At 40.2% G+C, this 24740-nt stretch carries 21 protein-coding genes; 15 read left to right on the plus strand and 6 right to left on the minus strand.

Annotated features, from left to right (window positions below):
* Window positions 1-39: 39 nt before the first annotated feature.
* The gene (gene pheT, locus AXE83_RS03180; protein WP_060955406.1) at window positions 40-2445 is read left to right on the plus strand and encodes a phenylalanine--tRNA ligase subunit beta; all 2406 of its coding nucleotides are present in this window, start codon (window positions 40-42) and stop codon (window positions 2443-2445) included.
* Between the two features lie 115 nt (window positions 2446-2560).
* Here pheT and AXE83_RS03185 read toward each other — a convergent pair whose 3' ends face one another.
* Window positions 2561-3466, minus strand: a complete 906-nt coding sequence (locus tag AXE83_RS03185; RefSeq protein WP_060955407.1) for an alpha/beta fold hydrolase — start codon at window positions 3464-3466, stop codon at window positions 2561-2563.
* 327 nt (window positions 3467-3793) lie between these two features.
* On the opposite strand from AXE83_RS03185, the gene AXE83_RS03190 reads away from it, so the two are divergent.
* From AXE83_RS03190 to AXE83_RS03220, 7 genes are all read left to right on the plus strand, one after another.
* Entirely contained in the window at window positions 3794-4687 is an 894-nt protein-coding gene (locus AXE83_RS03190) for an ABC transporter ATP-binding protein (RefSeq protein ID WP_006147212.1), read from the plus strand.
* Complete coding sequence (locus AXE83_RS03195; protein WP_060955408.1) at window positions 4684-5883, plus strand: ABC transporter permease; 1200 nt, start codon at window positions 4684-4686, stop codon at window positions 5881-5883. Before AXE83_RS03190 ends, AXE83_RS03195 begins: the two co-directional genes overlap by 4 nt.
* A gap of 282 nt (window positions 5884-6165) precedes the next feature.
* Window positions 6166-6741: a DNA-directed RNA polymerase subunit delta gene (gene rpoE / locus AXE83_RS03200; RefSeq protein ID WP_060955409.1), complete on the plus strand. Its 576-nt coding sequence runs from the start codon at window positions 6166-6168 to the stop codon at window positions 6739-6741.
* Window positions 6742-7059: 318 nt separating this feature from the next.
* Entirely contained in the window at window positions 7060-8667 is a 1608-nt protein-coding gene (locus AXE83_RS03205; RefSeq protein ID WP_049548381.1) for a CTP synthase, read from the plus strand.
* Between the two features lie 118 nt (window positions 8668-8785).
* Window positions 8786-9898 carry an N-acetylmuramoyl-L-alanine amidase family protein gene (locus tag AXE83_RS03210; protein WP_060955410.1) on the plus strand — a complete coding sequence of 371 codons (1113 nt, stop codon included), beginning with the start codon at window positions 8786-8788 and terminating at the stop codon, window positions 9896-9898.
* A gap of 103 nt (window positions 9899-10001) precedes the next feature.
* On the plus strand, window positions 10002-10955 hold the full coding sequence (locus AXE83_RS03215; RefSeq protein WP_060955411.1) for a class I SAM-dependent methyltransferase: 954 nt from the start codon (window positions 10002-10004) through the stop codon (window positions 10953-10955).
* A 49-nt stretch (window positions 10956-11004) separates the two neighbouring features.
* On the plus strand, window positions 11005-12195 hold the full coding sequence (locus AXE83_RS03220) for an acetate kinase (protein ID WP_060955412.1): 1191 nt from the start codon (window positions 11005-11007) through the stop codon (window positions 12193-12195).
* Window positions 12196-12249: 54 nt separating this feature from the next.
* Here AXE83_RS03220 and birA read toward each other — a convergent pair whose 3' ends face one another.
* The gene (gene birA, locus AXE83_RS03225; RefSeq protein WP_060955413.1) at window positions 12250-13185 is read right to left on the minus strand and encodes a bifunctional biotin--[acetyl-CoA-carboxylase] ligase/biotin operon repressor BirA; all 936 of its coding nucleotides are present in this window, start codon (window positions 13183-13185) and stop codon (window positions 12250-12252) included.
* A 209-nt stretch (window positions 13186-13394) separates the two neighbouring features.
* Between birA and AXE83_RS03230 the strand changes: the two genes are divergently transcribed.
* A complete protein-coding gene (locus AXE83_RS03230) occupies window positions 13395-14585 on the plus strand; it encodes an O-antigen ligase family protein (RefSeq protein WP_060955414.1) in 1191 nt (396 codons plus the stop codon).
* A 49-nt stretch (window positions 14586-14634) separates the two neighbouring features.
* On the opposite strand, the gene AXE83_RS03235 is transcribed toward AXE83_RS03230, so the two are convergent.
* A complete protein-coding gene (locus tag AXE83_RS03235) occupies window positions 14635-15183 on the minus strand; it encodes an NAD(P)H-dependent oxidoreductase (RefSeq protein WP_060955415.1) in 549 nt (182 codons plus the stop codon).
* Window positions 15184-15444: 261 nt separating this feature from the next.
* Here AXE83_RS03235 and AXE83_RS03240 point away from each other — a divergent pair, with 261 nt between their 5' ends.
* The 5 genes from AXE83_RS03240 (at window position 15445) to AXE83_RS03260 (ending at window position 20860) form a co-directional block, all read left to right on the plus strand.
* The gene (locus AXE83_RS03240; protein ID WP_060955416.1) at window positions 15445-15933 is read left to right on the plus strand and encodes a cell wall elongation regulator TseB-like domain-containing protein; all 489 of its coding nucleotides are present in this window, start codon (window positions 15445-15447) and stop codon (window positions 15931-15933) included.
* Window positions 15930-17108 (plus strand): pyridoxal phosphate-dependent aminotransferase, encoded by a 1179-nt coding sequence (locus AXE83_RS03245; protein ID WP_060955417.1) that lies wholly within the window; start codon window positions 15930-15932, stop codon window positions 17106-17108. Before AXE83_RS03240 ends, AXE83_RS03245 begins: the two co-directional genes overlap by 4 nt.
* 150 nt (window positions 17109-17258) lie before the next feature.
* A complete protein-coding gene (gene asnS / locus AXE83_RS03250; RefSeq protein ID WP_083279616.1) occupies window positions 17259-18602 on the plus strand; it encodes an asparagine--tRNA ligase in 1344 nt (447 codons plus the stop codon).
* 223 nt (window positions 18603-18825) lie between these two features.
* Window positions 18826-20025 carry an MFS transporter gene (locus AXE83_RS03255; protein ID WP_060955419.1) on the plus strand — a complete coding sequence of 400 codons (1200 nt, stop codon included), beginning with the start codon at window positions 18826-18828 and terminating at the stop codon, window positions 20023-20025.
* Window positions 20026-20092: 67 nt separating this feature from the next.
* The gene (locus AXE83_RS03260; RefSeq protein ID WP_000567559.1) at window positions 20093-20860 is read left to right on the plus strand and encodes an epoxyqueuosine reductase QueH; all 768 of its coding nucleotides are present in this window, start codon (window positions 20093-20095) and stop codon (window positions 20858-20860) included.
* A gap of 267 nt (window positions 20861-21127) precedes the next feature.
* Here AXE83_RS03260 and ntdP read toward each other — a convergent pair whose 3' ends face one another.
* From ntdP to AXE83_RS03275, 3 genes are all read right to left on the minus strand, one after another.
* Complete coding sequence (gene ntdP, locus AXE83_RS03265; RefSeq protein ID WP_000775325.1) at window positions 21128-21661, minus strand: nucleoside tri-diphosphate phosphatase; 534 nt, start codon at window positions 21659-21661, stop codon at window positions 21128-21130.
* Window positions 21662-21749: 88 nt separating this feature from the next.
* Window positions 21750-22526: a recombination regulator RecX gene (gene recX, locus AXE83_RS03270; RefSeq protein WP_060955420.1), complete on the minus strand. Its 777-nt coding sequence runs from the start codon at window positions 22524-22526 to the stop codon at window positions 21750-21752.
* Window positions 22527-22536: 10 nt separating this feature from the next.
* Complete coding sequence (locus AXE83_RS03275) at window positions 22537-23310, minus strand: aminoglycoside 3'-phosphotransferase (RefSeq protein WP_060955421.1); 774 nt, start codon at window positions 23308-23310, stop codon at window positions 22537-22539.
* A gap of 55 nt (window positions 23311-23365) precedes the next feature.
* On the opposite strand from AXE83_RS03275, the gene rlmD reads away from it, so the two are divergent.
* Complete coding sequence (rlmD, locus tag AXE83_RS03280) at window positions 23366-24733, plus strand: 23S rRNA (uracil(1939)-C(5))-methyltransferase RlmD (RefSeq protein ID WP_060955422.1); 1368 nt, start codon at window positions 23366-23368, stop codon at window positions 24731-24733.
* Window positions 24734-24740: the final 7 nt, after the last annotated feature.

Genomic DNA, 24740 nt, shown 5'->3' on the forward strand with positions numbered 1-24740 from the left:
AAAACTAGAGTGGCAACTGTCATTCTGGAGAATTAAATTATGCTTGTATCTTATAAATGGTTAAAAGAATTGGTGGACATTGATGTACCATCACAAGAGTTGGCTGAAAAAATGTCAACTACAGGGATCGAAGTAGAAGGTGTGGAATCACCAGCTACTGGTCTCTCAAAAATTGTCGTCGGAGAAGTCTTGTCTTGCGAAGATGTGCCAGAAACACACTTGCATGTCTGCCAAGTCAATGTGGGTGAAGAAGAAGCCCGTCAAATCGTCTGTGGAGCACCAAATGTGCGTGCAGGCATCAAAGTTATGGTGGCTCTTCCAGGTGCTCGCATTGCTGATAACTACAAGATTAAAAAAGGGAAAATCCGTGGTTTAGAATCTCTCGGAATGATCTGTTCACTTGGTGAATTAGGGATTTCTGACTCAGTTGTACCAAAGGAATTTGCAGATGGAATCCAAATCTTGCCTGAAACTGCTGTTCCAGGTGAGGAAGTCTTCTCTTATCTAGACTTGGATGATGAAATCATCGAACTTTCTATCACTCCAAACCGTGCGGATGCCCTTTCTATGCGTGGGGTAGCGCACGAAGTAGCCGCTATCTATGACAAAGCAGTCAACTTCAAAGAATTTACTTTAACAGAAACAGACCAAGCTGCAGCGGATGCTCTTTCTGTCAGCATCGACACAGACAAGGCACCATACTATGCAGCTCGTATCTTGGATAATGTGACCATTGCACCAAGTCCACAATGGTTGCAAAACCTCCTCATGAATGAAGGCATCCGTCCCATCAATAACGTGGTGGACGTGACCAACTATATCCTTCTTTACTTTGGTCAACCAATGCATGCCTTTGACTTGGATACCTTTGAAGGGACTGAAATCCGTGTGCGTGAAGCACGTGCTGGTGAGAAATTAGTGACCTTGGATGGGGAAGAGCGTGAGTTAGCAACAACTGATTTAGTGATCACTGTTGCTGATAAACCAGTAGCCCTTGCAGGTGTCATGGGTGGTCAGGCTACAGAAATCTCTGAAAAGTCTAGTCGTGTGGTCCTTGAAGCTGCTGTTTTCAATGGCAAATCTATCCGTAAGACAAGTGGTCGTCTCAACCTACGCTCTGAATCATCATCACGCTTTGAAAAAGGGATCAATGTGGCAACTGTTAATGAAGCCCTTGATGCAGCAGCAAGCATGATTGAGGAATTGGCTGGTGCTACAGTGCGGAAGGGTATCGTTTCAGCAGGTGAGCTCGACACTTCTGATGTGGAAGTTTCTTCAACTCTTGCTGACGTCAACCGTGTCCTCGGTACAGAGCTTTCCTACGCCGATGTAGAGGATGTCTTCCGTCGTCTTGGATTTGGCCTTTCTGGAAATGCTGAAGCCTTCACAGTTAGCGTTCCACGTCGTCGTTGGGATATCACTATCGAGGCAGACCTCTTTGAAGAAATCGCTCGTATCTATGGTTATGACCGCTTGCCAACTAGTCTTCCAAAAGATGATGGGACAGCCGGTGAATTAACAGCTACACAAAAATTGCGCCGTCAAGTTCGTACCATTGCAGAAGGTGCTGGATTGACAGAAATCATCACCTACGCTCTGACAACTCCTGAAAAAGCAGTGGAGTTCACGACTGTACCAAGCAACTTAACGGAGCTCATGTGGCCAATGACTGTGGACCGTTCAGTTCTCCGTCAAAATATGGTTTCAGGTATTTTGGATACAGTTGCCTACAACGTAGCACGTAAGAATAAAAACTTGGCTCTTTATGAGATTGGAAAAGTCTTCGAGCAAATCGGTAATCCAAAAGAAGAATTGCCAAATGAAATCAATAGCTTTGCCTTTGCCTTGACTGGCTTAGTTGCTGAAAAAGACTTCCAAACTGCGGCAACACCAGTTGACTTCTTCTATGCCAAGGGAATTTTGGAAGCTCTCTTTGCTCGCTTGGGTCTTGAAGTGACTTATACAGCAACCTCTGAAATCGCTAGCCTTCACCCAGGACGTACAGCCTTGATTTCACTCGGTGACCAAGTCCTTGGTTTCCTCGGTCAAGTACATCCTGTTACAGCTAAAGCTTACGATATTCCAGAAACTTATGTAGCAGAGCTCAACCTTTCAGCTATCGAGAAAGCTCTTCAACCAGCAGCTCCATTTGTGGAAATTACTAAATTCCCAGCAGTGAGCCGTGATATTGCTCTTCTCTTGAAAGCTGAAGTGACTCACCAAGATGTAGTTGATGCCATTCAAGCTGCAGGTGTGAAACGTTTGACAGCTATCAAACTCTTTGATGTCTTCTCAGGTGAAAAACTAGGACTTGGTATGAAGTCAATGGCTTATAGCTTGACCTTCCAAAATCCAGAAGATAGCTTGACTGATGAAGAAGTCGCACGCTACATGGAAAAAATTCAAGCATCACTTGAAGACAAAGTGAATGCAGAAGTGCGTTAACAGTCTATAATCCATCCCTAGGGATGGATTTTTTAGTACAAAAAATCATCAAGCTTCAGCCTGATGATGTAATCAACTTGGGGAATAAGTTCTATGTAATACTGCTATATCTAGGTTAGCCATCCATATTTTTTGTCATCCAATCAGCTAAGAAGTGGTAAGTATCTTGTCGATTGATTTCGTTCAGAATTTCGTGACGAGCATCTTCAACTAATCGAAGGCTTACTTTCGAATGTGAAGCCTTTAGGAGTTTTACAAATCTTTCTATACCTTTACCATTTTCTCCCAGAGGGTCTTCTTGTCCTGAAATAACGAGAATGGGGAGTTGAGCTGGAATATCATCGATTACTTGCTTACTAGCTACTTGATTAGAGAAGTAAAAAATGGATCTGTACATAGGAATAGTAGGGATGAATTGACAGAATGGATCCTTCAGATAAGCTTGGTTAGATTCTTCATTTTTTGAGAGCCAATCGACAGATGTTTTAGGATTTTTAATACTACGGTTAAAACTGTCAGTGGACAGGTAGGTTAGAAGTTTACTACGGTGTTTATTCCCTTTTATAAGTCGGATGCATTCTGTTAGGATGAGAGCAAATCGAGTTAGAAACTGAGGTTGTTGACCAGTCGCCATGATAATCAAGGCATTGATAGGTGGTTTTCGCTTAGCTACATAATAGCGACACATAAGAGAACCCATAGAATGCCCTAGAAGGACGATTGGAAGTTTTGGATAGCTTTCTTGAATAAAAGAGGTCACTCTTTCAATATCATCGATGAGTTCCTCGGGAGATTCAGGAAAGACTCCGAGTTGACTTGGATTTTGAGCAGTATGACCATGGCCGAGATGATCATGGCCGATAACAGTAAAGCCTTCTTTATTCATGGCTAGAGCAAATTCTTCATATCGTTCCACGTACTCTACCATTCCATGTACAAGCTGAAGAACGGCTTTTGGCTGTTCAGCTTCCCAAATGATTAAGTTATTGTTGTTTGGTTCGAGTTTAAGTCTTTTTTTCATATCAGATTCCTTGCCGATGATAATCTATAGTCTATCAGAAATATACCATAAAATAGCACGATAAGCTAGGCAGGATGATGAAGATTAGTAGTAACAATTCAGGACTGAAAATGAACATTTGAGGACATAGCCAACGGATTTATCAAGAAATGAGTATAATAAATTTATCACTTAAAATCTGGAGGACTAAAATGCTTGGTGATAAGCTAATAAAGTTCCTATCCAGAAAATATCCTTCTTGAAATCAAGATTTAAAAATGTACATAAATCATTGTAAAAGCTATCAAAAAGGAGTATAATGAGTGCAATAAATTTCGGAGGTGGATGATGCTCGAAGTAAGGAATCTAGAGAAAAGTTTTGGGCCTAAGCAAGTTTTGTTTGGTGTTGACTTTCAAGCACGACCAGGGCGTATTTTGGGGCTGGTTGGGAAGAATGGAGCTGGGAAAACAACTATTTTTCACAGTATTTTGAAATTTTTAGACTATCAAGGGGAGATTGAGCTTGATGGTCAAGATATTCGTCAGGAGACCTATGCTCGCATTGGTTATCTCCCTGAAGAACGTAGTCTTATGCCTAAATTGACAGTCCTTGAACAAGTTCGTTACTTGGCGACCCTAAAAGGCATGGATACCAAGGAAATCAAAGAAAAACTCCCTCAATGGATGGAAAAACTGGAAGTCAAGGGAAAATTGACGGACAAGATTAAGAGTCTCTCAAAAGGAAATCAACAGAAAATTCAACTGATTATTACTCTGATTCATGAGCCAGACTTGATTATCCTAGATGAGCCTTTTAGTGGCTTGGATCCAGTTAATACCGAACTCCTTAAGCGGGTTATCTTGAAAGAAAAAGAACGTGGCGCGACTATTATCTTTTCTGACCATGTCATGACCAATGTCGAAGAACTTTGTGATGATATCCTGATGATTCGTGATGGACGTGTGGTATTGCATGGACCTGTCCAAGAAGTCCGCAATCAATACGGAAAAACCCGTCTCTTTGTTTCAAGTGAACGAAGCAAGGAAGAACTGGAGAGTCTTCCTCATGTCAAACAGGTTAGCTTGACAAAACAAGGTAGTTGGAAGTTGATTTTAGATGATGAAAGTGCAGGTAGAGAGCTCTTTCCAATCTTGACTCAAGGTCAATATATCGCGACTTTTGATCAACAAGCTCCAACAATCGATGAAATCTTTAAATTAGAATCAGGGGTGGAAGTATGAGAAATATGTGGGTTGTAATCAAAGAAACCTATCTAAGACATGTCAAGTCGTGGAGTTTCTTCTTTATGGTGATTTCACCTTTCCTCTTTTTAGGTCTATCTGGAGGAATTGGTGTTCTCCAAGGTTCTTCCTTTGCTCAAAATAGTAAGGTAGCAGTAGTTAGTTCTGTTCCTCTTGTTACAGAAGAACTTAAATCGACCAATGGTCTTAACTTTGACTATAAGGATGAAGCGAGTGCCCAAGAAGCCATCAAGGATGAAAAAATAAAAGGCTATCTAACCATTGACCAGGAGAACAGTGTCCTCAAGGCAGTCTATCATGGTGAAACTTCACTAGAGAGTGGCATCAAGTTAGCAGTGACCGCTAAGTTGAATGAACTCCAATCCCAACTCAACCGCTCAGAAGCAAATTTGTCTCAGGAACAGGAAAAACGCTTGGCTCAAACGGTTCAATTTACAGAACAGATTGATGAAGCCAAGGAAAATAAAAAGTTGGTTCAAACCTTTGCGGCTGCAGGACTGGGTTTCTTCCTCTATATGATTTTGATTACTTACGCTAGTGTCACTGCTCAAGAAGTAGCCAGCGAGAAAGGAACCAAAATCATGGAAGTGGTCTTCTCAAGCATTCGTGCTAGCCATTATTTCTACGCACGCATGATTGCCTTACTTCTTGTGATTTTGACCCATATTGGTATTTATGTCGTTGGTGGTCTTGGAGCTATCTTATTCTTTAAGGATATGCCTATCTTGGCTAATTCAGGTATTCTAAATCACTTGGGAGAGGCTTTCTCGCTTAACACCTTATTATTTATCTTAGTCAGTCTCTTCATGTATGTAGTCTTGGCAGCCTTCTTAGGTTCCATGGTTTCTCGTCCCGAAGATGCAGGAAAGGCCTTGTCTCCGTTGATGATTTTAATAATAGCTGGTTTTGTTGGCGTTACTGCACTAGGAGCTGCAGGAGACAATTTGATTTTGAAAATCGGTTCTTACATTCCTTTCATTTCGACCTTCTTTATGCCTTTCAGAGCTATCAATGGTTACGCTAATGGACTAGAAGCTTGGATTTCGCTTGCTATAACGGTTATTTTTGCAGTGACTGCAACAGCCTTTATCGGACGTATGTATGCTAGTCTAGTTCTCCAAACAGATGATTTAGGTATCTGGAAAACCTTTAAACGAGCTTTAAGTTATAAATAAAGTATCGGACCTGTGAGTGTATCTCCCAGGTCTTTTATACTCTTCGAAAATCTCTTCAAACCACGTCAGCGTCGCCTTGCCGTACTCAAGTACAGCCTGTGGCTAGCTTCTTAGTTTGCTCTTTGATTTTCATTGAGTATTAATTAGCTGAAATATTTCACATTTATTTCTCCTAAACCTTTGACTATTAGGCAAAATTATCGTACAATAAAGAGTACATGATAAAATGAGATCAGAGTTTATCCACTCTGACGTTAGTAGTAAAAAATGAGGAGAAACGCTTTGGAATTAGAAGTATTTGCTGGGCAAGAAAAAAGTGAACTATCTATGATTGAGGTGGCTCGTGCCATCTTGGAACTCCGTGGTCGTGATCACGAAATGCATTTTAGTGATTTGGTTAATGAAATCCAAAACTATCTCGGTACCTCTAATAGCGATATTCGTGAATCTTTGCCTTTGTTCTATACAGAGTTGAACTTTGACGGTAGCTTTATCTCCCTTGGAGATAACAAATGGGGCCTTCGTTCATGGTATGGAGTTGATGAAATCGATGAGGAAATCATTGCTCTTGAAGAAAGTGATGATGAAGAAGTAGCACCTAAGGCTAAGAAAAAACGTGTCAACGCCTTTATGGATGGTGATACAGATGCTATTGATTACAGTGCAGATGATCCAGAGGATGAAGACGCCTACGAAGAAGATCCAGCTCTTTCTTATGATGATGAAAATCCAGATGATGAGAAGAATGAAGTGGAAGCCTACGATGCTGAAATCAATGAAATCGCCCCAGATGATCTAGATGAAGAAGTCGATCTTAATGAAGAAGACGACGAAGACTCTGAAGAAGAGGAAGAATAAAAATAAAAAGGAGTTGGAGCTGGAATCGGTCTATCAAGTCTCGATTTCCTAGATCCAGCTTTTTTGTATTAATTTGAATTAGTTTTGTAAGCTGGAATGCGCCAAGTCAACGATTTGTTCTATTTGACAAATGCTTCATTTTGAGGTAATATATTGTTCGGGCACCTCTTTTAGAGGTCGGAGCTCCCTAGTTATTAGGGAGCTATTTTTGTTTTTCCAGGAAGCTTTTCTTCTTGGGGTGTAGTTATTGATGAAGGTCTTGTTTTCTCAATCCCCTGTTAGTGAACAAGACCTTGAGCATTTTAGAAAGAGGAATCTATGTCTACGAAATATATTTTTGTCACTGGTGGTGTGGTGTCGTCTATTGGAAAAGGGATCGTTGCAGCGAGTCTTGGACGTCTTTTAAAAAACCGTGGTTTGAAGGTGACCATTCAAAAATTTGACCCTTATATCAATATTGATCCGGGAACCATGAGTCCTTACCAGCACGGAGAAGTTTTTGTGACAGATGATGGAGCTGAGACAGATTTGGACTTGGGTCACTATGAACGTTTTATCGATATCAACCTCAACAAATACTCAAACGTGACAACTGGTAAAATCTACAGCGAAGTTCTTCGTAAGGAACGCCGCGGAGAGTACCTTGGAGCAACTGTCCAAGTTATTCCTCATATTACAGATGCTTTGAAAGAAAAAATCAAGCGTGCTGCTCTAACGACTGACTCTGATGTTATTATTACAGAGGTTGGGGGAACAGTCGGCGATATTGAGTCCCTTCCATTCTTAGAGGCGCTTCGTCAGATGAAGTCTGATGTCGGAGCAGAAAATGTCATGTATATCCATACAACCTTGCTTCCTTACCTCAAGGCAGCTGGTGAAATGAAAACCAAACCAACTCAACACTCTGTCAAAGAATTGCGTGGTTTGGGAATCCAGCCAAATATGTTGGTCATTCGTACAGAAAAACAAGTAGGACAAGGTATTAAAAATAAACTAGCCCAGTTCTGTGATGTGGCACCAGAAGCAGTTATCGAGTCCTTGGATGTGGATCATCTTTACCAAATCCCACTTAATCTGCAAGCACAAGGCATGGATCAAATCGTCTGTGACCATTTGAAAATAGATGCACCTGCAGCAGATATGGCAGAGTGGTCAGCTATGGTTGACAAGGTTATGAGCCTCAAAAAACAAGTCAAGATTGCCCTTGTTGGTAAGTATGTTGAGTTGCAAGACGCCTACATCTCTGTGGTTGAAGCCTTGAAACACTCTGGTTATGCCAACGACGCAGAAGTTAAAATCAATTGGATCAATGCCAATGATGTGACAGCAGAGAATGTGGTAGAGCTTTTGTCTGATACTGACGGCATCATCGTACCAGGTGGTTTTGGCCAACGTGGAACAGAAGGTAAGATTGAAGCGATCCGCTATGCGCGTGAAAATGATGTTCCAATGTTGGGTGTCTGCTTGGGCATGCAGTTGACCTGTATCGAGTTTGCTCGTAATGTCTTAGGTCTTGAAGGAGCTAATTCTGCAGAGCTAAATCCTGATACCAAATACCCTATCATCGATATCATGCGTGATCAGATTGATGTTGAGGACATGGGTGGTACCCTTCGTTTGGGACTTTATCCTTCTAAGTTAAAACGTGGTTCTAAGGCAGCGGCAGCTTATCATAACAAAGAGGTGGTGCAACGCCGTCACCGTCACCGTTATGAGTTTAACAATGCCTTCCGTGAACAGTTTGAAGGAGCAGGTTTTGTCTTTTCAGGAGTGTCACCAGATAATCGTTTGGTAGAAATTGTGGAAATTCCAAAAAATAAATTCTTTGTGGCTTGTCAGTACCATCCAGAGCTATCAAGTCGTCCAAACCGCCCAGAAGAACTCTACACTGCTTTTGTAACAGCAGCGGTTGAAAATAGTAAATAGTCATGATTAAACCTTTGAGAGTCATCTCAGAGGTTTTTCCTATATAAATTTAGGATATCTCTTGCAAAAAAATAACATAGTGATATAATTAACATGAATCAAAACAGGAGGAAATCTCATGAAAAAAATTACACTATTTAGTTTATCATTGGCAGGTTTAGCTATGCTGGCTCTCCCTCAATCTGCCAAGGCTTTTGAGCTACAAGAGGTATGGCCTATTAAGGGTGGTATTCGATACGAGAATGGGAAAGTTAGTAAGATTAATAATGGATACGAAGTAAATATTAAAGTGTTAGATCTGCCTAGTACTAGCGAAATCGAATGGACAGTTAGTTTAAATGGAGAAAAGCAAAATACTAACTTCTTAGCTGAGGAAAGAACAGTATCTAAAACTGAAGATATGGGACGTTTTCTACACTTTTATATCCCTTATGGATACCGTGGGAATATTGTGGTAGAAGCTAAGAGTGGAAATGAAGTGAAGACTTGGTCGACTAAAGTAGTTGACGATGTTTATTCAGATGACGCTAAGAGTGGTTACTTTGTTCTCGATGGGGATCAAATCTTAGAAAGTTCATGGGATTCTCTAAATGAATCTTATATTGCAAACCTTCCAACTGAAACATCAGGAAAATCTGTTGTTGCCTGGCGTGAAGAAGGAACTCTTAATTTAATTAAACCAGGAAGAATTGTTCGGAAATATAATAGTAGTGGATCATATGTAGAACTTTCTCCAATCTTTGAAACTGCTAGCTGGCTAAAATCAAAACAAAACTGGTACTATCAAAAACAAGGCCAACTAGTTAAAGATGCTTGGATTAAGGATCAGGAAAGCTGGTATTTCATGGATGATAAAGGGGTTATGTTTAATCAAACATGGCTTCATCAAGGTGGCAGCTGGTATGCCTTTAAATCATCAGGAGCTATGATTTCAGCTGATTGGTTATATGATAACGGCTCTTGGTATTACCTAAAAGACTCAGGTTCAATGGCGACAGGCTGGCTTAAAGATGGTGGTACTTGGTATTATCTAAAAGACTCAGGTTCAATGGCAACAGGCTGGGTCAAAGATAACGGCTCTTGGTATTACCTAAAAGATTCTGGTGCAATGGCAACAGGTTGGATCAAAGATAATGGTAAGTGGTACTATCTGGCTTCATCTGGTAATATGCTTAGCAATACACGCACACCAGATGGATATTATGTAGATGCCAGTGGTGCTTGGAAATAAATGTTAAACAGAGAAAGTCTACTGAGGAGGTAGATTTTCTTTTTTTCATTTTCACAATTATGAAAATCTGGAAAAAGGACATTATTTTTGGTAAGATAAGGGTATGGATTTTGAAAAAATTGAACAAGCATATACCTATTTACTAGAAAATGTCCAAATCATTCAAAACGATTTGGCGACAAATTTTTACGATGCCTTGATTGAACAAAATGGAATCTATCTGGATGGTCAGACAAATCTGGAAGATGTCAAGAAAAACAATCAAGCTTTAAAACGATTGGCTCTTCGAAAAGAAGAGTGGTTACGAACCTACCAATTCTTATTAATGAAGGCAGCGCAAACGGAACCTCTTCAGGCCAACCACCAGTTTACACCAGATGCGATTGGTCACTTGATGATTTTTTTGATGGAGCAATTGTGGCCTGCTAAAGATCTAAGTCTACTAGAATTGGGCTCTGGGATGGGAATTCTGGGGGCTAGCTTTTTAACGTCCATGAACAAAAAGGTAGATTACCTAGGGATTGAGATAGACGACCTCTTGATTGATCTGGCGGCGAGTATGGCTGAAGTTATGGATCTTCAAATGGGCTTTGTCCAAGGAGATGCAGTACGTCCACAAGTATTAAAAGAAAGTGATTTTATTGTGAGCGACCTCCCGATTGGCTACTACCCAGACGATCAGATTGCCTCACGTTATCAAGTGGCAGCAAAGGATGAACATACTTATGCTCATCATCTATTAATGGAGCAATCTCTCAAGTATCTTAAGACGGGAGGCTATGCTATTTTCCTTGCTCCAACAGATCTTTTGACGAGTCCCCAGAGTGACCTCTTGAAATCCTGGCTGACTGATCAGGCTCAACTAGTAGCTATCGTAGCTTTACCAGAGGATCTCTTCGCTCAAGGAGCCCAGTCTAAGACCATTTTTGTTGTACAAAAGAAGGTGGTAGAAGGCTTTGAGCCATTCGTTTATCCACTTGCTAGTCTTCGTGATCCTGAAATTTTGTTGGAATTTAAGGAAAATTTTCAAAATTGGTGTCAAGAACATGAAATCTAGTATAAATTTTGATATAATAGTTGAAAACGCTTAAAAAAGGGGAAACATTATGACAAAAACCATTGCAATTAACGCTGGAAGCTCAAGTTTGAAATGGCAACTCTACCAAATGCCAGAAGAAAAAGTACTTGCAAAAGGGTTGATTGAACGCATTGGATTGAAAGATTCTATTTCTACAGTTAAGTTTGATGGTCGTTCAGAACAGCAAGTTCTTGACATTGAAAACCACACTTTGGCTGTAAAAATCTTGCTTGATGACTTGATCCGTTTTGATATTATCAAAGCTTATGATGAAATTACTGGTGTTGGACACCGTGTTGTTGCAGGTGGAGAATACTTCAAAGAGTCTACAGTTGTTGAAGGGGATGTTCTAGAAAAAATCGAAGAACTAGGACTTCTTGCTCCATTGCACAACCCTGCAAATGCTGCTGGAATTCGTGCCTTCAAAGAATTGTTGCCAGAGATCACAAGTGTAGCAGTTTTTGACACATCATTCCACACAACAATGCCAGAGAAAGCCTACCGTTATCCATTACCAACTAAGTATTATACCGAAAACAAGGTTCGTAAATATGGAGCTCACGGTACAAGTCACCAGTACGTTGCACAAGAAGCAGCAAAACTCTTGGGACGCCCACTTGAAGAGTTGAAATTGATTACCTGTCACATCGGTAATGGTGCTTCTATTACAGCTGTTAAGGGTGGTCAATCTGTTGATACCTCAATGGGATTCACTCCACTTGGTGGTGTTATGATGGGAACTCGTACAGGGGATATTGACCCGGCTATCATTCCATATTTAATGCAATATACAGAGGACTTTAACAAGCCTGAAGATATCAGTCGCATCCTCAATCGCGAGTCAGGATTGTTGGGTGTTTCAGGTAAGTCTAGTGATATGCGTGATGTTCAAGCAGCAATGGAAGCAGGTGATCCTGATGCAACATTGGCTCTTGAAATGTACGTTGATCGTATCCAGAAACACATCGGACAATACTTGGCTGTCCTAAACGGAGCAGATGCCATTATCTTTACTGCAGGAGTTGGTGAAAATGCAACTGGTGTGCGTGAAAAAGTTATCACTGGTATTTCTTGGTTCGGTTGTGATGTAGATCCAGAGAAAAATGTCTTTGGTGTGACTGGAGATATCTCAACAGAAGCAGCAAAAATTCGTGTACTTGTTATTCCAACGGATGAAGAACTCGTTATCGCGCGTGACGTTGAACGTTTGAAAAAATAAAAGAATAAAAATCGACCTTTCTTATTGAAGGTCGATTTTTTTCATCGAGGAGAGCTACCATTTAGTCAGTGAAACTTCACCACTATTGAGCCAAATTTTTTCACCAGTGGCTAATTCTATCTGTAGTTGTCCTTGGTCAGAGATGTCACAGGCTTTTCCTGAGATAGTTTGGTGATCTTGCTTAAAGGAGACTTCTTTTCCTAAAACGATAGAGTGCTTTTTATAGAGATAGAGGAGTTCATCGGCTTCTGTTTCGTAGAAACATTTCCAGATTTCAGCAATCAATTCATTGCGAGTAATGGGAGTATTTTGAGTAAATAGGCTTCCAGCTTTAGTTTGTAGATTCTTGGGAAAATCAGCGATAGAAAAGTTGATCCCGACCCCAATGATAACATCTGTAACGAGTCCAGTTTCGACGGAGGTAATGGCTTCTGTTAGAATACCAGCAATTTTTTTCTGGTTCAGATAAATGTCATTGACCCACTTGATATCCACATCAATCAAACTAAGATTCTTGATAGCCTTGTAGATAGCCCCAGCTGTTAGAAGTGTATAGGCGGGAAGTTTCTGGTAAGGGAGATTGGGTTGTAGGTGAAGGGACATGTAAATTCCCCCCTTATCTGGAGAATAATAGGGACGTTGAAAACGACCACGTCCCATAGTTTGGCTAGTGGAAAGGTAGAGTTTATCCCCTTTAGCACCAGCTTCCATAGCCTCTTTAGCATCGGTTTGGGTAGATTTTGTTGAGGGTTTAAACTGGACAGTAATGGGACTATTCGCTTCGATTTCCTGAGGCAAGATAAGGTCTCCGTCCAGAAGTTTATACCCACGATTTTTGATACTGTCAATCTCCAGCCCCTCTTGTTGGAGACGTTGGATCGCCTTCCATACGGAAGTTCGGGATAAGTTCAATCTTTCAGCTATTTTTTCTCCGCTTAGATAATCAGTTTCAGTAGCTAGTATTTTATAGACTTCTTGGTAGGATTTCATGCTAGACCCTTTCTGGAACAATTAGATTTATTGTACCATATTTTTAAAAAAGGATAGCGATTTTCAAGTAATCTTAGCTAACTATAAAATTTTACCCAGTTTTAGTTAGGAGTATAGAGGTAAAGAGGTTTTCAAATCGCTTGAAAAATGGTAAAATGTTTTAATAGCTTATTTATCTGAATGTGATATTCAGAAGGAAAGGATCTGTTGTGAAATCAATAGGTGTCATTGAAAAGTTAAAAAGTTTATCGAAACAAGAAGGACTTCTTTTAGGAGTTATTCTGAGTATTTTTCTCCCTTTTTATCTTTTTGTTATTATTTTTATCTCTTACTTACTTTGGTTAGTATATACCGGGGAGATGAAGGGAATCTTGAAACGTTTGTCTCAACACCCTATCTTGCTCTTTTTTATTGCTTATAGCACTGCAATTTCTCTTCTAGCACAAAATGTGATGGGAGTAGTTTCTTCGGTGGCCATGTTTCTGTTTGCCATCTTCTTTTACTATTACCAAACTCAATTGACTCCTAAATTTTTCAGGTTGACGATTGAAGGAGTTTTAGCCTCAAGTGTCTTGGCAGCAGTCTTTGCAGCCTTGGAACATTTCCAAATTGTAAAGAAATTTGATTATACCTTCCTCTCACCACGGATGCAGGTTTGGCATCAAAACCGAGCGGAAGTTGCCTTCTTTAATCCCAATTACTATGGAATTATCTGTTGTTTCTGTATCATGATTGGTTTTTATCTGATTAGCACAACGAAGTTAAGATGGTTACGAATCTTTTCTATGATTGCCATCTTTGCTAATTTATTCGGTTTAAACTTTACGCAGAATCGTACAGCTTTTCCAGCCATCATCTTTGGAGCCATCATTTACCTCTTCACGACCATTAAAAACTGGCGTGCCTTCTGGCTTAGTATTGGAGTTTTTGGGGTTGGTTTAGCCTTTCTATTTTCGAGTGATTTGGGTGTTCGAATGGGAACCTTAGATTCATCTATGGAAGAACGTGTTTCTATCTGGAATGCTGGAATGGCCTTGTTTAAGCAAAATCCATTCTGGGGTGAAGGACCGCTAACCTACATGCACTCTTTCCCTCGTATTGGAGCACCTTATCATGAACATGCTCATAGTATTTATATAGATACGATTTTGAGTTATGGAGTTGTCGGTACCGTTCTCTTGGGGATTGCCTCCGCCACTCCGGTACGAATGTTGATTGATATGAGTCAAGTACCTAGTAAGCGTCCTATCCTTGGACTTTACCTCTCTTTCTTGACAGTAGTAGCTGTGCACGGAATTTTTGATTTAGCGCTATTTTGGATTCAATCATCTTTTATTTTCCTGTTAGTGATGTGTAGTTTACCACTAAAACATAGTATGATTGATGAATTAGTTGATTAAGAAAAAGATAGTAGAACTAACATTTTCTACTATCTTTTTTTCAATTCAATTATTGAATAGCTTGAACCAAGTCTTCAGCTTGTTGTTTTAGTGAAGTAGCAACACTGCCTTCAAGGACTAATTTGCCATCTCCCCAAGCAGAATCATTGATACGAGCTGCAGTGAATTCACCTACAACTTGTGTACGGATGAATGGCAAGAGGTCTTTGTAGATTGCAAAGAGTTGTTCATGACCTGCATTTGCTACTGAAGACACAGTAACGATTTTATCTTGAAGAGCAGATGCTCCACGAGTGTCAGACAAGTCAATTGCGCGTGAAAGCCAGTCAAGCAAGTTTTTCACTGTACCAGGGATCGAGAAGTTGTAGACTGGAGAGAAAATCCAGATAGCATCAGCAGCCAGAACAGCTTCACGAGCTGCTGCTACAGCTGGAAGAGTTGGAACTTCAAGTTCTTGGTTAAAAAGTGGGATTGCTGAGTAGTCAAGGTAGCTGACTTCAACATTTTTAGCAAGTGCTTTTTCAGCTTCTAGCGCCATTTGGCGGTTGAAGGAACCTTCACGAAGTGAACCAACGATAAATAATACTTTTTTAGACATAGGGAGTCTCCTTTATATTTTAATCAGAGCTTTCTCTGTTGTTACAAACAATGTTACAACAAAACGAAATCATTTGCAAGAAATTTGCCCAGAAAATAAAAATCGATGATAGTCAAGATTATTTTTAGGAGTAGAGATTATAAAAAGTCTGTGAAATCAATGATTCAAGCGTCATATATTCCTGTCATAAGAGAAGTTCCGAGCCAAATCCTCCTCCTTTATTCACTTGTAATTCACTTGGATAGATGGTAAAATAGACGAGTGAAAATGAGACAGAAAAAAGAAAAAAATTCCTTATTATTTCAGTACAGTATTGGCTTGACCCTGCTGGCTCTAGTTGTGACTTCTTCCTTTCTCTATTTGGTGTGGCTTAGCATGAAGCCTTATCAGACAGCAAAGGTAGAAGGGGAAAAGCTTGCCAAGCAGTATGCAAATCTAGAAACGGTCAGTCAGGTTGATATTTTTAATGGCTTAGAAAGCTATTATAGTGTTCTTGGTCAAGATAAGAATCAGAAACAAGTTGCTGTTTTAATAGAGAAAAGTAATAACAATATTTACGTATATCAACTAGAACGTGGCACTTCACAAGAAAAAGCAGAAGCAGTTGTCAGAGAAAAAGGAGCAACTGATATTGACACGATTACCTTTGGACGGTATGCTGATAAACCCGTCTGGGAAATCAAGTCTGGTGGAGACTACTATCTAGTGGATTTTGAATCTGGTGCCCTAATCGAAAAGGAGAAACTATGAAATTATCTAAATGTGTCTTAGAAATGGAAGAAAGTGTGACTTTGGCTAGCGATGCAAGAGCAAAGAAATTAAAGGCTGAAGGAAAAGATATTCTTTTCTTAACTTTAGGTCAGCCCGATTTTCATACTCCTGAAAATATTCAGGATGCTGCGGTTGCAGCCATTCGAGATGGTCGCGCGTCTTTCTATACGGTAGCTTCAGGTTTGCCTGAATTAAAAGCAGCGGTCAATACCTATTTTGAACGTTATTATGGTTATTCTGTAGCGGCTAATGAGGTCACATTTGCTACCGGTGCCAAGTTCTCCCTCTATACTTTCTTTATGGCTGTAGTCAATCCAGGCGATGAGGTCATTATTCCAACACCATATTGGGTCAGCTATGGAGACCAGGTTAAGATGGCTGGTGGTGTTCCAGTATTTGTCCAAGCTAAGGAAGACAATCACTTTAAAGTAACCGTGGAGAAATTAGAAGCGGCTCGTACAGATAAGACCAAGGTCTTGGTTCTGAACTCACCATCTAATCCTACCGGTATGATCTATTCTCGTGAGGAACTCTTGGCTATCGGAAATTGGGCTGTTGAACATGATATTCTCATCCTAGCAGATGATATTTATGGTCGTTTGGTCTATAATGGAAATGAATTTGTCCCAATCTCTAGTCTGTCAGAAGCCATTCGCAAGCAAACCATCGTCATCAATGGTGTATCTAAAGCTTATGCCATGACAGGTTGGCGGGTGGGTTATGCAGTTGGTGATCCAGAAATTATTGCTGCTATGAGCAAATTGACTGGTCAAACGACTTCTAACCTGACTGCGGTATCTCAATATGCAACCATCGAAGCGCTAACTGGTCCACAAGACTCTGTAGAAACTATGCGTCAGGCTTTCGAGGAACGTTTAAACACCATCTATCCACTCTTGTGTCAAGTCCCTGGCTTTGAAGTAGTCAAACCTCAAGGTGCTTTCTATCTCTTCCCAAATGTCAAAAAGGCCATGGAGATGAAAGGCTATACAGATGTAACAGCATTTACAACAGCTATCCTTGAGGAAGTTGGTCTGGCCTTGATTACAGGAGCCGGATTTGGAGCACCGGAGAATGTTCGTCTCAGTTATGCGACAGACTTGGAAACTCTTAAAGAAGCCATTCGTCGTTTGCACCAATTTATGGAAAAATAAGAAGTCAGACCTCCGTCCTTATGGCGGAGGTTTTGGTAGCTAAAAACTTATGAATTTCTGTTAAACTAGCTAGCTATCAGGCATTATTTGTGGTACAATAGTGGGTAACAATGTCTTTGGACAAGTTAAACGAAAAAAGGAAGATAAATGATGACAAAACGTGTAACAATTATCGAAGTAAAAGACTACGTTGGTCAAGAAGTGACCATAGGAGCCTGGGTTGCCAACAAATCAGGAAAAGGGAAAATTGCTTTCTTGCAATTGCGTGATGGAACAGCCTTTTTCCAAGGTGTAGCTTTTAAACCAAACTTTATCGAAAAATTTGGAGAAGAAGTAGGTCTTGAAAAATTTGACACCATCAAACGTCTAAGTCAAGAAACATCTGTTTTCGTGACAGGGATTGTTAAAGAAGACGAGCGTTCTAAATTTGGTTACGAATTGGATATTACAGACATCGAAGTTATCGGTGAATCTCAAGATTACCCAATCACTCCAAAAGAACATGGAACAGACTTCTTGATGGACAACCGTCACTTGTGGCTTCGTTCTCGTAAGCAAGTCGCTGTCATGCAAATTCGTAATGCCATCATCTATGCAACTTATGAGTTCTTCGACAAGAACGGCTTTATGAAGTTTGATAGCCCAATTCTTTCAGGAAATGCGGCAGAAGATTCTACAGAACTTTTTGAAACTGACTACTTTGGAACACCAGCCTACTTGAGCCAATCTGGTCAGCTTTATCTTGAAGCTGGGGCTATGGCTCTTGGTCGTGTCTTTGACTTTGGTCCAGTATTCCGTGCTGAAAAATCTAAAACTCGTCGTCACTTGACTGAATTCTGGATGATGGATGCGGAGTACTCATACTTGACACACGATGAGTCACTTGACTTGCAAGAAGCTTATGTAAAAGCATTGCTTCAAGGTGTTCTTGATCGTGCTCCTCAAGCCTTGGAAACATTGGAACGTGACACTGAGCTTTTGAAACGCTACATTGCAGAGCCATTCAAACGCATCACTTACGATCAAGCCATTGACCTCTTGCAAGAGCATGAAAATGATGAAGACGCTGACTACGAGCATCTTGAACATGGTGATGACTTTGGTTCACCACACGAAACTTGGATCTCAAACCACTTTGGTGTACCAACATTTGTCATGAACTACCCAGCAGCCATCAAGGCCTTCTACATGAAACCAGTTCCTGGAAATCCAGAGCGTGTGCTTTGTGCAGACTTGCTTGCACCAGAAGGTTACGGAGAAATCATCGGTGGTTCCATGCGTGAGGAAGACTACGATGCCCTTGTGGCTAAGATGGAAGAGCTTGGTATGGATCGTACAGAGTATGAATTCTACCTTGACCTTCGTAAATACGGTACAGTACCACACGGTGGATTTGGTATCGGTATCGAGCGTATGGTAACTTTTGCAGCTGGAACTAAACACATCCGTGAAGCAATTCCATTCCCACGTATGTTGCACCGTATCAAACCATAATAGCCATAAAAACGCCGTCTGGCGTTTTTATACTCTTCGAAAATCTCTTCAAACTACGTCAGCTTCACCTTGCCGTACTCAAGTACAGCCTGCGGCTAGCTTCCTAGTTTGCTCTTTGATTTTCATTGAGTATTACTTTAAATGAAAGAGGTGGAGAAAATGTAGGCAAATCTCAGTAAGTCTTTTAGAAAAACTCATATTACATATTGAAAGAGAGAAAACAATGTTTAAAAGAACTTACAAACGCAATATTCCACTCTTAGCAGGTCTGGAATTTACTTCTTATTTTGGGATTACCAGTTTTTGGATTTTATTTTTCATCCAAAATGGTCTATCCTTGCTTCAAATCGGTCTATTAGAGAGTATTTTTCATGGGACAAGTCTCTTGTGTGAAATCCCATCTGGTATGTTGGCTGATCGATTTAGTTATAAGACCAATCTCTATTTGTCTCGCTTGGCCAGTATTGTGTCCTCTATCTTGATTTTGTTTGGTCAGGGGAATTTTTGGATTTATGCTCTTGCCATGATGGTTAATGCTTGGTCCTACAATTTTGACTCGGGAACCAGCACCGCTTTCTTATATGATTCGGCGGTTGAAGCGGGTCAAAAAGACCGTTATCTTCAGATTTCTAGCTTTTTGTCTGGTGTGGCAGAAGTCACCCGAACCCTAGGTACAGTTGTCGCAGGCTTCTTTATTCACGGAGCATTGGCCTGGACCTATCTGATTGCTATAGGATTTTCATTTCTTTCTATCATTTTGATTTATTTTATGAAAGAACCAATGGCTAAGAGAGAGAAAAATGAAGTCTTAACCTTTAAAATGATTGTCTTGCAAGTTCGAAAAGAATGGCTGGAAAAACCAGTACTCTTTTACTGGATGATGACTTATCAGCTAGTCGGGACACTCATGTGCATGTTTTACTTTTACTATCAACAGAAAATCAGTGACTTAGCAGGATGGCAGGTATCGCTGGTCATGCTGATTGGTAGTGGGTTAAATCTATTGGCAGTTTATGTGGCTAGCCAAATCGGTAAAAAATGGAATAGCAATCGAGTTTTTCCGACTCTTGTTGCACTAACGGGCTTGGCCTTGTTGTTGGTGTTTTCAGGAACCCCCTTTGCTTTTCTTCTTGTATATCTTTTAACTGATACACTCTATGCAGTTTATCAGCCAATCTATTTCAATGATTTACAAGGTTATTTACCTTCCAGTGTAAGAGCAACTATGCTTAGTATCAATTCCATGCTCTTTAGTCTTTCCATGATTGTCATTTTTCCACTGACGGGCTGGATGATTGATCGTTGGGGTCTTGTAGCGGTCTTTTTAGTTCTAGGTCTTATCTTGCTTTTAATTTATCCTATATTAATAATCAGTCTGACAAGGATGGGCAAGCTATTAGATAAGGACTTAAAAACTGAGTAAAGCACGAAAACCTATTTGCCCAAAGGATCATCCTGTGGTACAATAGCAAGAGGAAAAGGAGAAGAGTATGATCGATGTAGAAGAAATTCTAAGTAAGATGAATCCCAATCAAAAGATCAACTATGACCGAGTCATGCAAAAGATGGTTCAAGTTTGGGAAAAAAATGAAGAAAGACCAACCATTCTCATGCACGTCTGTTGTGCTCCTTGCAGCACCTATACTTTAGAGTATTTGACCAAGTATGCAGATGTAACTATTTATTTTGCTAATTCAAATATCCATCCTAAAGCTGAGTATCACAAGCGTGCCTATGTGACAAAAAAGTTTGTCAGTGATTTCAATGAACGAACTGGCAACAAGGTTCAATATCTAGAAGCACCCTATGAACCCAACGAATACCGTCAGCTGGTCAGAGGTTTGGAAGAAGAACCTGAAGGTGGCGATCGTTGCAAGGTTTGTTTTGACTATCGTCTGGATAAGACAGCTCAAGTGGCTATGGACTTGGGCTTTGACTACTTTGGTTCGGCCCTGACGATCAGTCCTCACAAAAATTCACAAACCATCAATAGTATCGGGATTGATGTGCAGAAAATCTACACCACTCATTATCTTCCGAGTGATTTTAAGAAAAATCAAGGCTATAAACGCTCTGTAGAAATGTGTGAAGAGTACGACATTTATCGCCAATGTTACTGTGGCTGTGTCTATGCAGCTCAAGCACAGAATATTGACTTGGTACAGGTTAAGAAGGATGCAACCGCCTTTATGGTAGATAAGGATATCGAAAAAGACTATTCGCATATCAAGTTCACTGTTACGAAGTTAGATATTTAGACGAAAACCTGCCCAATGTGGCAGGTTTTTTGCTAGGAAAAGGTGATGGAGAGAAGTCGATGGACCGACCTTTGAATTCCTAGTCCGAGTCTTGCGAGACTTCAATAAATTAGTTGAGACTTAAGATTTGTGGATAAAAATGAAGTTTTGCTTAAAGGAGCTTTTTGAAATTTAGAAGGCTGATAAACAGTTCAATTAGTCGCTACTCAAAGGCTTGTTGAAAATCAAAAAACGAGGTCAGGATTTTAATCCTGACCTCTGACAACTTTACCGATTCTTTAGTTCTACGTAGCGTTTGTACCAAATGTTGACATAGGCTTCTGAGAAAGGACCTCGCTCATTGTTAATCCAATCAACAAGAATCTTAACATGCTCTTTCAGAATATAGTCTAGATCAGAAGAATACTTCATTTTTCGCTTGTGTCGTTCATACTCCTCAACGTCCAAGAGGCGTTTCTCACCATCTGTAAAAACTTTAACATCCAAATCATAGTCAATGTATTTTAAAGCTTCTTCATCCAGATAGTAAGGACTAGCCATATTGCAGTAGTAGGAGATACCATTTTCACGAATCATAGCGATAATATTAAACCAATATTTCTTGTGAAAGTAAACAATAGCCGGTTCTCGAGTTACCCAACGACGACCGTCACTTTCGGTAACAAGTGTGTGGTCGTTGACGCCGATAATAGCGTTCTCTGTTGTTTTTAGTACCATGGTGTCCCGCCAAGTACGGTGGAGACTTCCATCATGCTTATAACTTTGAATTGTAATAAAGTCGCCTTCTTTTGGAAGTTTCATAACTAACCAACTTTCTACAATTTATAAGTTTATCGTTTACTATTGTATCACATTTTTGTTTAAAGTTCTTAGTTTTTTCATGAAAAAATTAAAGATATTCTCTGAGAGCGCTGGCTATATCCGAAAAATCATAACCTTTTCTAGCTAAAACTTGGGTTAAACGTTGCTTGAGTTCGTATCCTTCATACTTTCGTGAGTATTTTGGGTATTGTTTATCGAGCTCTTTGAAAATTAGCTCCTGAACAGTTTCTTCATCGATCTGGTTATCAAGTTGATCAAAGGCAGCCTTGGCTTCTGAGTAGGAAAACCCTTTGTTGGTCAGATTTTGGATAATCTTGTCCTGTAAGGCGCGGGCAGGTAATTTCCCTTGGTATTTTTTCAGTAGTTTTTCAGCTGTACGCTCTGCGACTTCCTCCATATCAAATTCTTGTAAGACTTCTTGGATGATAGACTTAGCAACCCCTTTTTGAGAAATCTTCTGCATCAGCATATAGCTTCCCTTATCTCCTGAAAGCTGATTGGAATTGATGATAGCTTGTGCATATTGGCGGTCATTGATCCAGTTGTCATTCTTTAGAGACTGAATGACTTGGGGAATGATTTTCTCATCAATTTCATGTCTGGCAAGATAATCTCTAACTTCTTTTTCAGTACGGGCCTTGAAGGATAAGTGGTAGAGAGCTAGATTTTTACTGTAGGAAAATTGCGCAAAGGATTTAATCTCAGTTAGTTCCTCAGCTGAGATTTCTTTCCCTTTTGTTAACATAAAGCGAACAATGGTATCCTCGGTAATGTAGCAGGTTTGGTCGCTATCAAGTTCGAGCAGATAGAGTCTTTTTTTCTTTTCAAGTTTTGTGATTTTCATGTTTTTCCTTTTATCCAAATGCTTCAAAGGCAGCAACGAGTCGAAGTTTGTTGCTAACAACCAGCTCTCTCCCGTAATAGTCGAGAAATAGTTCAGCATATTTGGGATCTTTTAAGTTGTAATTGAGGGACCAAATTGCCCAAAAGAGATCGATATGTCGATCACTGAAATCAGCCAAACCAAGATCAATGAAGCAAGAGAAATGGTCAGCATCTTTGAGAATAAAGTTTGGTAGACAGGCGTCCCCGTGAATGAAGGCATCTGTCTTTAAAAGGTGCCCTTGTTCTTGGATGAGTTGGAAGGCCTCTTCGCGACTGCTAATCTGGAATTGGGGTAGGAGCGCCTTGGCATAGAACTCACCTTTTTCATAGTTTTTAAAGGCTCTGTCTTTGTAGGATTTTAAATGATTTTCTGATGGAAAATTGTGTGGGTTTAAGTTGTGAAGCTTTTTAAGAGCCTCTGCCATTGTTCGGCAGATTTTTTCTGGCTGATCTAAAAAAGCGAGAGCATTACGACCAATAGCCTCTTTAGTCAGGAGGTAGTCTTTATCTGTAGATAGATAGTGGATAACTGGAGTTCCCAGTCCTTTGGTTTCAAACCACCTTGCAATGCCAGCTTCTCGCTCTATTCTTCCCTTTTGATCTATTTTTAAATAGTAACCTGAGTCAAGATAAAGGACCCTTGCGCCTGAATGAGAAGAGCTGTCAGAAAGGCTTGCCCCCTCTATATAAGTTCGTAATTGCTCAGGAAAATCCAATGAGGAAAAAGATATCTTTGTATTCATGGTTTTATTGTAACATATTCTTAACCATTGAGAAACTACGTGGTATAATAGACTTATGAATCTAAAAGTCAAACAAAAAATTCCATTAAAAATTAAGCGCATGGGGATTAACGGGGAAGGAATTGGTTTTTTCCAGAAAACCCTCGTTTTTGTTCCAGGTGCCCTCAAGGGAGAAGATATCTATTGTCAGGTGACTTCGGTTAAGCGTAACTACGTTGAGGCTAAACTGCTTGAGGTCAATAAAAAATCTAAGTTTCGAGTGGTTCCAGACTGTACCATTTATAATGAGTGTGGAGGCTGTCAAATCATGCATCTGCATTATGACAAGCAGCTGGAGTTCAAGACAGATCTCCTTCATCAAGCTCTGAAGAAATTTGCACCTGCTGGCTATGAAAACTATGAAATCAGACCAACCATTGGCATGCAGAAACCCAAGTATTATCGGGCTAAACTGCAATTTCAAACGCGAAAGTTTAAAGGTCAAGTCAAGGCAGGTTTGTATGCTCAGAATTCTCACTACTTGGTTGAGCTAAAAGACTGTCTGGTTCAAGACAAGGAGACGCAGATTATTGCCAATCGCATTGCTGAACTCTTGACCTATCATCAAATTCCGATTACAGATGAACGGAAAATTCTTGGGGTTCGGACTATCATGGTTCGTCGAGCACGGAAAACTGGGCAGGTTCAAATCATTATCGTCACCAACCGTCAATTGAATCTGACTCTCTTAGTTCAAGACCTAGTCAAGGATTTTCCAGAAGTGGTGACAGTTGCAGTCAATACCAATACTGCAAAAACCAGTGAGATTTATGGAGACAAGACCGAGATTATTTGGGGGCAGGATAGCATACGCGAGGGTGTTCTTGATTATGAATTTTCTCTTTCACCACGAGCTTTTTACCAGCTCAATCCTGAACAGACAGAAATTCTCTATAGTGAAGCCGTTAAGGCCTTAGACGTAAATGAGAATGACCATCTGATTGATGCCTATTGTGGTGTTGGGACCATTGGTTTTGCCTTTGCTAAGAAAGTCAAAAGCTTGAGAGGGATGGATATTATTCCAGAAGCTATTGAGGATGCCAAAGAAAATGCTAAGCGCATGGGTTATACCAATACTCACTATGAAGCAGGAACTGCAGAAGAAATCATCCCCCGTTGGTACAAGGAAGGCTATCGTGCAGATGCTTTGATTGTGGACCCGCCACGTACAGGTTTAGATGATAAGCTCTTGGATACTATTGCCAAGTATGCTCCTGAAAAGATGGTCTATGTTTCCTGCAATGTGTCTACCTTGGCGCGTGATTTAGTCCGTCTGGTAGAGGTCTATGATCTACACTATATCCAGTCTGTTGATATGTTTCCACACACGGCTAGAACAGAAGCAGTGGTCAAATTAACCAGGAGAAAGCCAGCTTCTAGATAAAAACGGC

Source organism: Streptococcus sp. oral taxon 431 (genome assembly GCF_001553685.1).
GTDB lineage: Bacteria > Bacillota > Bacilli > Lactobacillales > Streptococcaceae > Streptococcus.